The following is an 11,102-nucleotide window of genomic DNA, read 5'->3' on the forward strand; positions in this document are numbered from 1 at the left end:
GAGTCATGACACCGGGGGGTGTCGGGTGCGAGTCGTCGCCAGGACGCTGAGCGAGCTGTGTATCACCGTCGGCGCCCTGATCGTGCTGTTCGTCGTGTACGTGCTGTTCTGGACCGGGGTGAAGGCCGACAGCGCGATGCACCACCAGATCGACGACCTGCGCGACCAGTGGGCGAAGAGCCCGGTGGCCTCACGGGTGGCACGGCCGTCGCCGCACCGGCCCGCCCCGTACAAGGACGGCAAGCCGTTCGCCGTGATGTACATCCCGCGGCTCGGTTTCACGTGGAACAAGCCCGTGCTCCAGAACACGAAGGTCCCCACCTTGCAGAAGGGCCTCGGCCACTACGCGGGCACGGCCCGGCTCGGCCAGGTGGGGAACTTCGCGGTGGCCGGGCACCGGCGCACGTACGGCGACCCGTTCAAGGACTTCCCGAAGCTGCGGCCCGGCGACGCCGTGGTACTCACCGACGGGACGACCTGGTTCACCTACCTGATAGACACGAAGCCGTACAAGACGGTCCCCACGGACATCGGGGTCATCGACCCGGTCCCGCGCGAGTCCGGGTTCACCGAGCCGGGCCGCTATCTGACGCTGACCACGTGCTCGCCGGAGTGGGGCCACAGCCACCGCCTCGTCGTCTGGGGACACCTGGACGCCACTCAGCCTGTGGACGCCGGGAAACCCAAGGCGTTGCGCCGTTAGTCTGTTTCCGTACGGCGACGGAACGAGGGAGAGGGAACCGGCATGTACGGCTGGATCTGGCGGCATCTGCCGGGGAACGCGTGGATCAAGGCACTGACCTCGGTCGTGCTGGTCCTGGCTGTCGTCTACGTCCTGTTCCAGTACGTCTTCCCGTGGGCCGAACCGCTTCTGCCCTTCAACGATGTGACGGTGAACGGCCAGTGAGCGCGCGAAAGACCCGCATTCTCGTCGTCGACAACTACGACAGCTTCGTCTTCAACCTCGTCCAGTACCTGTACCAGTTGGGCGCCGAGTGCGAGGTCGTGCGCAACGACGAGGTGAGCACCGCCCACGCCCAGGACGGCTTCGACGGCGTGCTGCTCTCGCCCGGACCCGGCGCCCCCGAGCAGGCGGGCGTCTGCATCGAGATGGTGCGGCACTGCGCCGCAACCGGGGTACCGGTCTTCGGCGTCTGCCTGGGCATGCAGTCGATGCAGGTGGCGTACGGGGGCGTGGTGGGCCGCGCGCCCGAGCTGCTGCACGGCAAGACCTCGCTGGTGCGGCACGGCGGCAAGGGCGTCTTCGCGGGCCTGCCCGACCCGTTCACGGCGACGCGCTACCACTCGCTGGCCGCCGAGCCCGGCACCGTGCCGGACGTCCTGGAGGTGACCGCGCGCACGGAGGACGGCATCGTGATGGGGCTGCGCCACCGTGAACTGCCGGTCGAGGGCGTGCAGTTCCACCCCGAGTCGGTGCTCACGGAACACGGTCACCTGATGCTCGCGAACTGGCTCGCCGCATGCGGTGACCCGGGAGCGGTGGCCAGATCGGCGGGGCTCGCGCCGGTCGTGGGCAGGGCCTCGGCGTGACCGCGCTGCGCCCCGAGCGGGACGGTGAGGCCGGCGGCTTCGAGGATGCCGTGCGGCGCCTCGACGACCCCCTCAACGACCCGCTGCCGGGGCAGCAGCACCCGTCGCCGTGGTTCCGGACGGCTGAAGGCCCGGAAACGGCGCAGCGGCCGTCACAGCACCAGCCACAGCAGCCACAGCAGCCGCTTCAGTCGCAGCAGCCGCTCCAGTCGCAGCAGTCGCAGCAGTCGCAGCAGTCGCAGCAGCCGCAGGCGGCCGAGCCTGAGCCGGAGTGGTACGACCCCGACGGGTACGCGCAGGACTGGTACGGCGGGCACGAGGGAGCGGCCGGGGCGGACACCGCCGCCGTCGGGGCCATGCCGGTGGACGACGAGACGGTCGCCCTGCGCACGGCCGACACACGGCGAATAGCCGCCCGGGAACCAGCGCCGGAACGCGAGCCGGAGCCCTCGGCGTCGCCCGTGGCGCCCGCCGCCACCGGTGGCCGGGCCGCGCGCAGGAAGGCCGCCAAGCGGGGCGGGGGCGGCCACCGCCGGGCGGGAGCGGCCGCGGCCGAAGCGCCGGAGGAACCGGAGGGGAACGGTCGCCCGCTGACCCGTGTGGAGGCGCGCGCCGCCGCGCGGGCGCGCAAGCCGAGCGCGTCGGTCGTGGCGAGCCGGGTGATCGGCGAGGCCTTCATCACCTTCGGTGTGGTGATGCTGCTGTTCGTCACGTACCAGCTGTGGTGGTCGAACATCCGGGCCGACAACATCGCGGGCAACGCGCGCCGGCACCTTGAGGACGACTGGGCGAAGGGCAAGGGCAAGCCGGCGGCGTTCGAACCCGGCCAGGGCTTCGCGATCCTGCACATCCCCAAGCTGGACGTCGTCGCGCCGATCGCCGAGGGCATCAGCAAGACGAAGATCCTCGACAAGGGCATGGTCGGCCACTACGGCAAGGACAGCGTCCCGACGGCGATGCCGGACGCGAAGACCGGTAACTTCGGGCTCGCGGCCCACCGCAACACCCACGGCGAGCCGTTCCGCTACATCAACCGCCTCAAGCCGGGCGACCCGGTCGTGGTCGAGACACGGGACAAGTACTACGTCTACAAGGTGACGAGCATGCTGCCGCAGACCTCGCCGTCGAACACGTCGGTACTCGCCCCGATCCCGGTCGGCTCGGGGTTCACCAAGCCGGGCCGGTACATCACGCTGACGACGTGCACGCCGGAATTCACCAGCAAGTACCGGCTGATCGTCTGGGGCAAGATGGTCGAGGAGCGGCCGCGAAGCGAGGGCATGCCGAAGGCGCTCGTCGAGTAGCACAGCACAGCACGACCCGCACAGCACGAGACAGCACGGCACGGCACCGCACGGCACGACACAGCACGACACGGACGGGGCGAGGACGAGAAGTGGCAGCGACGACCGACCACGAGGACGAGACCGAACGGTCGTCGTCCGTGCCCGCGTCCCCCCGGGGCCGCCGTCGCCCCCCGCGGCACCGGGGCCGTATCGCGGCGACGGTCAGCGTCTTCGGTGAGCTGCTCATCACCGCGGGCCTGGTCCTCGGCCTCTTCGTGGCCTACTCGCTGTGGTGGACGAACGTGATCGCCGACCGCGAGGCGCACAAGCAGGCCGACAAGGTGCGTGACCACTGGGCGCAGTCCAAGGGCACCGGCACCGGCAAGGACAAGGACACCGGTCCGGGCGCGCTCGACACGAAGGACGGCATCGGCTTCCTGCACGTGCCGTCGATGAAGAACGGCGAGGTCCTGGTCCAGAAGGGCACCGCGAGAAGCATCCTCAACGAGGGTGTGGCGGGCTACTACACGAAGCCGTCGAAGGCGACGCTGCCGATGTCGGGCAAGGACGGCAACTTCACGCTGGCCGCGCACCGGGACGGGCACGGCGCCAAGTTCCACAACATCGACAAGATCAAGGTGGGCGACCCGATCGTCTTCGAGTCGAAGGACAACTGGTACATCTACAAGGTGTACGACATCCTGCCGCAGACGTCGAAGTACAACACGAAGGTCATCCTGCCGGTGCCGAAGGAGTCGGGTGTGAAGAAGCCCGGCCACTACATCACGCTGACGACGTGCACGCCGGTCTACACGTCCCGCTACCGCTACGTGGTCTGGGGCGAGCTGGAGCGCGTCCAGAAGGTCGACGCGGACCGGACTCCGCCGAAGGAACTGCGGTGACCTGAGCGGGCCGCGGTCGCGGTGGGTCCACCGGGTCGGGAACCGGTTCCGGAACCCGGGCCGGAACCCGGGCCGGGGCCGGGACCGGGACAAGGACCCCGGTTCTTCCTCCGCCGCCGAAACGGGTGTGGGGCGCAGTGACGTCGAGTCGCTGCGCCCCACACGGCTGCTGTGCGGTTGCGCGGGTGTCAGCCCATGCCGCCGAAGAAGCCGCCGTTGCCGTTGCCGTTGCCGTTGCCGCCGTTCTGGCTGCCCAGCGTGGTCAGGGTGACCGGCTGGGACGGGTCGGCCGGGGTGCCCGGCGCCGGGTCCGTGTTGGTGACCACGGCGTTGTCGCCGCCGTCGCTGCCGTTGGCGATCTGGATGTTGTTGAAGCCGCTTTGCTGGAGGATCTTCTTCGCGTCCTTGACCGTGCGGCCCCGGACCTCGGGCACCGCGGTCTGCGCGGGCGCCTTGGCGACCTGCAGGGTGACCGTGGAGCCGGGCTTGGCCTGGCTGCTGGGCTGGAGGGACTGCTGGAAGACCTTGCCCGCCTGGACCGAGGCGTTCTCCACCTCGCGGCAGTTGGCCTTGAGGTTGCTGGCCTCCAGCTGTGAGGTGGCCTGCTCGCAGGTGAGGTTGCTGCCGGAGGAGACGTCGGGGACGGTGACCAACTGCTCCTTCTTGGCGACCGTCAGCGTGATGGTCGAGCCCTTCTCGACCTCCTTGCCGAGCTTCGGGTCCTGGGCGAGCACCGTGCCCGGGTCCTCGGTCGAGGACTCCTGCTGCTTCGTCTTCACGACGAACTGGTAGTCGGAGCCTTCGAGCGTCGCGCGGGCGTCGTCGATGTTCTGGCCGGTCACGTTCGGGACGGCGACCTTCGGCGCGCCCGTCGACATCCGGACCGTGATCGTTTCGTTCTTCGCGATCTGGCCGGACGACGGGTCCTGCTTGCAGACCGTGCCCTTGGGCTGGTCCGCGCAGGCCATGGGGGTGCCCTTCTCGACCTTCAGGTCGACGTTGGCCGCCTTCTGCTTGGCCGAGGCGAACGTCTCGCCGACCAGGCTGGGCACGTCGACCTTGTTGTTGCCGACACCGTTCGGGGAGGTGATCCACTTCCCGATCAGGACCGCCCCGATGAGCACCAGGACCCCGGCGACGACCAGCAGGACCGTCGACGTGTGGTTCTTGCCGCTCTTGCCGCCCCTGCGGCGGTCGGGCCGCTCGTCGTAGCCGTAGCCGCCGTCGTCGGGGTTGACGGGCGGCAGCATGGACGTGGGGGCGCCGCCGCCGTTCTGCTGGTGCAGCATCGCCGTCTGCTGGTCGCCGTAGTCGCCGGGCTGGCCCGCGCCGTAACCGACCGCGCCCATCGCGCCCATCGCGGCCGTCGCGGCGACCGGCTGGCCGTCGAGGCATGCCTCGATGTCGGCGCGCATCTCGTCGGCCGACTGGTAGCGGTAGTCCGGGTCCTTGGTGAGGGCCTTGAGGACGATCGCGTCCATCTCGGGCGTGATCTCGGGGTCGAAGACCGACGGGGGCTGGGCCTCTTCCCGTACGTGCTGGTAGGCGACCGCGACCGGAGAGTCACCGACGAACGGCGGCCGCACGGTCAGCAGCTCGTAGAGGAGGCAGCCCGTGGAGTAGAGGTCGGAGCGCGCGTCGACCGTCTCGCCCTTGGCCTGCTCCGGGGAGAGGTACTGCGCGGTGCCGATGACGGCCGCCGTCTGCGTCATGGTCATGCCGGAGTCGCCCATGGCGCGGGCGATGCCGAAGTCCATGACCTTGACCTGGCCTGTACGGGTCAGCATCACGTTGGCGGGCTTGATGTCGCGGTGGACGATGCCCGCCCGGTGCGAGTACTCAAGGGCCTGGAGGATGCCGATGGTCATCTCCATCGCCCGCTCCGGCAGCAGCTTGCGGCCGCTGTGCAGCAGCTCACGGAGCGTGGAGCCGTCGACGTACTCCATCACGATGTACGGGATGGAGACCTGGTCGACGTAGTCCTCGCCCGTGTCGTACACCGCCACGATCGCGGGATGGTTGAGCGAGGCGGCCGACTGGGCCTCCCGGCGGAACCGGGCCTGGAAGGACGGGTCGCGCGCCAGATCGGCTCGCAGCGTCTTCACCGCCACGGTGCGGCCGAGCCGGGTGTCGTGGGCGAGGTAGACCTCGGCCATGCCACCACGGCCGAGCACCTGGCCCAGCTCGTACCGGCCGCCGAGGCGACGCGGCTCTTCCATGGTTACCTACCAGCCCTCTCCGTCGGTCCCGACCGTCCCGTTCGGGGTCGGGCGGTGTGCTGTCCGGGCATACCGTACCCGGATTGCCCACCGTGACCTGCCCGAGACCGCGACCCGTGACAGGACCGGTATCCAGGCACGTGCCCCGATGCTTACGGGCGGGTGACCGGCCTCACACAGTGTGGTGAACCGCCGGTCTCTGCTGTGTCCGTGCTGTCGTCACTTGCTGTTCAGCACCGCCTGCATCACGTTCTTGGCGATCGGGGCGGCCAGGCCGCCACCGGAGATGTCGCCGCGGTTGGCGTCGCTGTCCTCGACGACGACGGCCACGGCGACCGGCGAGCCCGAGCTCGTCTTGGCGTACGAGACGAACCACGCGTACGGCTTGCCGCTGTTGTCGACGCCGTGCTGGGCGGTACCCGTCTTGCCGCCCACTGTGACGCCCGGGATCTTCGCGTTGGTTCCGGTGCCCTTCTCGACGACCGTCTCCATCATCGACTGGAGCTTCTGCGCGTTCTCCTTCGACAGCGGCCGGCTCAGCTCCTTCGGCTCGGTCTTCTGAACCGTGTCGAGGGTGGAGGACTGCAACTCGTCGACCATGTACGGCTGCATGAGTGTGCCGTCGTTGGCGATGGCCGAGGCGACCATGGCCATCTGGAGGGGGGTGGCGGCGGTGTCGTACTGGCCGATGGAGGACATGGCCGTCTGCGAGGCGTTCATGTCGGTGTCGAAGCGGGAGGCGCTCGACCGGACGGGGACGAACTGCTCCTTGTTGAAGCCGAACTTCTCCGCTTCCTTCAGCATGGCGTCCTTGCCGAGGTCGGCGCCGATCTTGCCGTACACGGTGTTGCAGGACCATTGCAGCGCCACGCGCAGGGTGGCGTTCTCGCAGGGGATGTTGCCCTCGTTGTTCAGCGGCCGGGAGGTGCCCGGCATGATCCACCGCTTCGGGGTTTCGGTGTGCTGGTCCGGCTCGTACTTGCCGCTCTCCAGGGCCGCCGAGGCGGTGACCAGCTTGAACGTGGAGCCCGGCGGGTAGGTCTGGCGCAGCGCGCGGTTGAGCAGCGGCTGGTCCTTGTCCTTGTCGAGCTTCACGAAGGTGTTGCTGTCGGTGGTGGAGTTCCCGGCGAAGACCGACGGGTCGTAGGACGGGGTCGAGGCCAAGGCGAGGATCTTGCCGGTGGACGGTTCGATGGCGACGACCGCGCCCTTGCCGCGGTTCTTCAGACCGTCGTAGGCGGCTTTCTGCGCCGCGGCGTTGAGAGTGGTGACGACGTTTCCGCCCTGCTTCTTCTTGCCGGTGATCATGTCGATGGTGCGGCGGAAGAAGAGGCGGTCGTCGTTGCCGGTGAGGATGCCGTCGTCGATGGACTCGAGCTGGGTGGCGCCGACGACCTGGGAGGAGTACCCGGTGACGGGCGCCCACATGGGTCCGTCCTTCCAGGTCCGCTTGTACTTCAGGTCGGTGCCGGTGGTCTTCTTCGACCCGGTGATGGCCTTGCCGTCGACGATGATGTTGCCGCGCGGCTGGGAGTAGCGCTCGATGATGACGCGGCGGTTGTTCTTGTCGGACTGCAGCGAGTCGGCCTTGACGTACTGGATCCAGTTGTCGCGCAGCAGCAGGGCGAGGACGAGCAGACCACAGAAGATCGCGATGCGGCGCAGGGGCTTGTTCACGGTCGGACCACCTGGGTCATCTCGGCGTCAGGGGTGGGTGCGGGCGCGGGGGCGGGCCTGCGGGCCGTGTCGCTGATGCGGATCAGGATGGCGAGCAGCGCCCAGTTGGCGATGACCGAGGAGCCGCCGTAGGCGAGGAACGGCATGGTCATACCGGTGAGCGGGATGAGGCCCATGACGCCGCCCGCGACGACGAACACCTGGATGGCGAAGGCGCCGGACAGGCCGCCCGCGAGGAGCTTGCCGAACGGGTCGCGGGTGGCGAGCGCGGTGCGCAGACCGCGCTGGACGATGAGCCCGTAGATCACCAGGATCGCCATGAGTCCGGCGAGCCCGAGTTCCTCGCCGTAGGTGGCGAGGATGAAGTCGGAGTTGGCGGCGAAGCCGATCAGGTCGGAGTGGCCCTGGCCGAGGCCGGTGCCGAGGGTGCCGCCGGAGCCGAACGCCCACAGGGCTTGCATGGCCTGCTCGGAGTGGCCGCCGATGCCTTTGCGGCTGAGCAGGTACTCGTGCATGGGGTTGAGCCACGCCTGGACGCGGCTCTGTACGTGGGTCTCGAAGCTGGCGACGCCGACCGCGCCGACGGCGGACATGAGCAGGCCGAAGACGATCCAGCTGGTGCGTTCGGTGGCGACGTACAGCATGACGACGAACATGCCGAAGAACAGCAGCGAGGTGCCGAGGTCGGTCTCGAAGACCAGGATGAGGATGGAGATGGCCCAGACGACGATGATCGGTCCGAGGTCGCGTCCGCGGGGCAGGTACAGGCCCATGAAACGGCGCGAGGCGAGTGCGAGGGCGTCGCGTTTGACCATCAGATACCCCGCGAAGAAGATCGCGAGGACGATCTTCGCGAACTCGCCGGGCTGGATGGAGAAGCCGCCGACGTGGATCCAGATCCTCGCGCCGAACACGTTCATGCCCAGGCCCGGCACGAGCGGGAGCAGCAGCAGGACGAGCGCGCCCATCATGGAGATGTACGTGTAGCGCTGCAGGATGCGGTGGTCCTTGAGCAGCATCAGTACGCCGACGAAGAGCGCGATGCCGATCGCCGAGTACAGCAGCTGCTTGGGGGCGTCGGGGTGGAACGCCCCGTACTGCAGCTTCGCCAGGCGCTGCAGGTGGTCGGACTGGTCGAGGCGCCAGATGACGACGAGGCCCAGGCCGTTGAGGAGCGTGGCGAGGGGCAGCAGCAGCGGGTCGGCGTAGGCGGCGAACCTGCGGACGACGACGTGGGCGACGCCGGCGAGCAGGCCGAGGCCGAGCCCGTAGCCGAGCAGCCCGGCGGGCAGCTTGCCGTCGATGGCCAGGCCCACGTTGGCGTACGCGAAGACGGGGATGACCACGGCGAACACGAGCAGCGCCAGCTCGGTGTTGCGCCTGCTGGGCGCGCCGATGGCGCCGATGGTCGACGTGTGGGTCGCGGAACTGGAACTACTGCTCATACTGCTCATGGCGTGCAAAGGCCCCCAACGGCTCTTACTACTGCGCGCACGCCTTGGCCAGCTGCTTCTCTTCCTCGGAGAGAGTGGGGCCAGGGGTGGGCGTGGGAGAGGTCTTGGACGTGGACTTCGCGGACGACTTCGGGTCGGGCGCGGCGGTGGACTCGGCCTTCTTCTGCGCGGCCTGCTTCTTGCACGCGTTCGCCTGCGCCGACAGTTCGCCGATCTTGTCCCGAGCGGTGGCCAGGTCGCCTTCGGCGATGGATGCCTCGACCTGCTTGCGCTGGTAGGGGGGCAGGTACTTGAGCTCGATCTCGGGGTGGTCCTTCTCCAGTTTGGAAAGGCTCACCCAGGCGAGGTCCTGGTCGATGCCGCGGTAGAGCGCCACGTGGTCGCTGTTGGCGCCCACGTAGTACTGGGTCTGCGTCCACCGGTAGCCGCCGTAGAGGCCGCCGCCGACGACGGCGAGGGCGAGGGCGGTGTACAGCGACCGCTTGAGCCACTTGCCGCGGCGGCGGCGGCCGCGCGGCCGGGCGAAGTCGTCGGTGTCGTCGCCGTGGTAGCCGTCGTAACCGTCGTCCGGCGCGTATCCGGTGGCGGGGCCGCTGCCGGGCGGGCCGAACTCGCCGCCGGCGCCGCCCTGCCCCGGCGCGGGCCTGCCGAGTCCCGACGCGCGGCCCGCGGGGGTCTGCATGGCGCCGTTGTCGTGGAGCTGGTGCTGGTTCTCGGCGACCGCGCCGACGACGACCGGGACGTCGGAGACCTGGTTGGCGAGGCCGTCCGCGCCGTCGATGTCGAGGACGTCGGCGACGATCACGGTGATGTTGTCGGGGCCGCCGCCGCGCAGGGCCAGCTGGATGAGGTCCTGGACGGTCTCGTGGGGGCCCTGGTAGCTGGCGAGGGTCTCCTCCATCGTCTGGTGGGAGACGACGCCGGAGAGGCCGTCGGAGCAGATCAGGTACCGGTCACCGGCGCGGACCTCGCGGATCGACAGGTCGGGTTCGACGTGTTCGCCGCTGCCGAGCGCCCGCATGAGCAGGGAGCGCTGCGGGTGGGTGGTGGCCTCTTCCTCGGTGATGCGGCCCTCGTCGACGAGGCGCTGCACCCAGGTGTGGTCCTGCGTGATCTGGGTGAGCACGCCGTCGCGCAGCAGGTAGGCGCGCGAGTCGCCGACGTGGACGAGCCCGAGCCGCTGGCCGGTCCACAGCAGCGCGGTGAGCGTGGTGCCCATGCCTTCCAGCTGCGGGTCCTCCTCGACCATGAGGCGCAGCTGGTCGTTGGCGCGCTGCACGGCGGCGCCGAGGGAGGTGAGGATGTCGGAGCCCGGCACGTCGTCGTCGAGCGCGACGATGGTGGAGATCACCTCGGAGGAGGCGACCTCGCCGGCGGCCTGGCCGCCCATGCCGTCGGCGATGGCGAGCAGCCGGGGGCCGGCGTAGCCGGAGTCCTCGTTGCCCTCGCGGATCATGCCTTTGTGTGATCCGGCGGCGAAGCGCAGTGTCAGACTCATGCCCACCTGCCCCGTCGGCTCTGGCCCCGAATGCAGCCGGTCTCGTGGAGCCACACTGCCCACCCTCCGGTCGGGAGCGCGCCGGCGTCGCCCGCGGTGTTCCGGCCGGTGTCCCGGTCGTCAACGGCCGCGTGGGCCCGCTCGCTCCGCTCGCGCTCATTCATGATGCAGCACTACTTCCGCAGCTCGATGACGGTCTTGCCGATGCGGATCGGTGCGCCCAGGGGGACCGGGGTGGGCGTCGTGAGCCGGGTCCGGTCCAGGTACGTGCCGTTGGTCGACCCGAGGTCCTCGACGATCCACTGGCCGTCGCGGTCCGGGTAGATCCTGGCGTGCCTGCTGGAGGCGTAGTCGTCGTCGAGGACGATCGTGCTGTCGTGCGCCCGGCCGAGCGTGATCGTCTGCCCCTGCAGGGCGACCGTGGTGCCCGTCAGGGTGCCTTCGGAGACGACCAGCTTGGTGGGGGCGCCGCGGCGCTGGCGGCCGCCGCCGCCCTGCTGCTGGCGCTGCTGCGG

At 69.5% G+C, this 11,102-nt stretch carries 10 protein-coding genes; 5 read left to right on the plus strand and 5 right to left on the minus strand.

Annotated features, from left to right (window positions below):
* Positions 1–25: 25 nt before the first annotated feature.
* From OFY01_RS29350 to OFY01_RS29370, 5 genes are all read left to right on the plus strand, one after another.
* Complete coding sequence (locus tag OFY01_RS29350; protein WP_266605009.1) at positions 26–703, plus strand: class E sortase; 678 nt, start codon at positions 26–28, stop codon at positions 701–703.
* A 42-nt stretch (positions 704–745) separates the two neighbouring features.
* On the plus strand, positions 746–907 hold the full coding sequence (locus tag OFY01_RS29355) for a hypothetical protein (protein ID WP_266605011.1): 162 nt from the start codon (positions 746–748) through the stop codon (positions 905–907).
* Positions 904–1,551 (plus strand): aminodeoxychorismate/anthranilate synthase component II, encoded by a 648-nt coding sequence (locus OFY01_RS29360; RefSeq protein WP_266605013.1) that lies wholly within the window; start codon positions 904–906, stop codon positions 1,549–1,551. Before OFY01_RS29355 ends, OFY01_RS29360 begins: the two co-directional genes overlap by 4 nt.
* Positions 1,548–2,855: a class E sortase gene (locus tag OFY01_RS29365; protein WP_266605014.1), complete on the plus strand. Its 1,308-nt coding sequence runs from the start codon at positions 1,548–1,550 to the stop codon at positions 2,853–2,855. The genes OFY01_RS29360 and OFY01_RS29365 overlap by 4 nt, the downstream gene beginning before the upstream one ends.
* A gap of 92 nt (positions 2,856–2,947) precedes the next feature.
* Positions 2,948–3,739, plus strand: coding sequence for a class E sortase (locus OFY01_RS29370; protein ID WP_266605016.1), 792 nt, complete (start codon positions 2,948–2,950; stop codon positions 3,737–3,739).
* A 188-nt stretch (positions 3,740–3,927) separates the two neighbouring features.
* Here the strand turns inward: OFY01_RS29370 and pknB are convergent, their stop codons facing one another.
* The 5 genes from pknB to OFY01_RS29395 form a co-directional block, all read right to left on the minus strand.
* Positions 3,928–5,958, minus strand: a complete 2,031-nt coding sequence (pknB, locus tag OFY01_RS29375; RefSeq protein WP_266605018.1) for a Stk1 family PASTA domain-containing Ser/Thr kinase — start codon at positions 5,956–5,958, stop codon at positions 3,928–3,930.
* Between the two features lie 219 nt (positions 5,959–6,177).
* A complete protein-coding gene (locus OFY01_RS29380) occupies positions 6,178–7,635 on the minus strand; it encodes a peptidoglycan D,D-transpeptidase FtsI family protein (RefSeq protein ID WP_266605020.1) in 1,458 nt (485 codons plus the stop codon).
* Positions 7,632–9,080 (minus strand): FtsW/RodA/SpoVE family cell cycle protein, encoded by a 1,449-nt coding sequence (locus OFY01_RS29385; RefSeq protein WP_266605022.1) that lies wholly within the window; start codon positions 9,078–9,080, stop codon positions 7,632–7,634. The genes OFY01_RS29380 and OFY01_RS29385 overlap by 4 nt, the downstream gene beginning before the upstream one ends.
* 37 nt (positions 9,081–9,117) lie before the next feature.
* Positions 9,118–10,587 carry a Stp1/IreP family PP2C-type Ser/Thr phosphatase gene (locus OFY01_RS29390; RefSeq protein WP_266605024.1) on the minus strand — a complete coding sequence of 490 codons (1,470 nt, stop codon included), beginning with the start codon at positions 10,585–10,587 and terminating at the stop codon, positions 9,118–9,120.
* 173 nt (positions 10,588–10,760) lie between these two features.
* The coding region (locus tag OFY01_RS29395; RefSeq protein ID WP_266605026.1) for an FHA domain-containing protein FhaB/FipA at positions 10,761–11,102 on the minus strand (342 nt) is incomplete at its 5' end.

The organism is Streptomyces beihaiensis, assembly GCF_026274175.1.
Classification (GTDB): domain Bacteria; phylum Actinomycetota; class Actinomycetes; order Streptomycetales; family Streptomycetaceae; genus Streptomyces; species Streptomyces beihaiensis.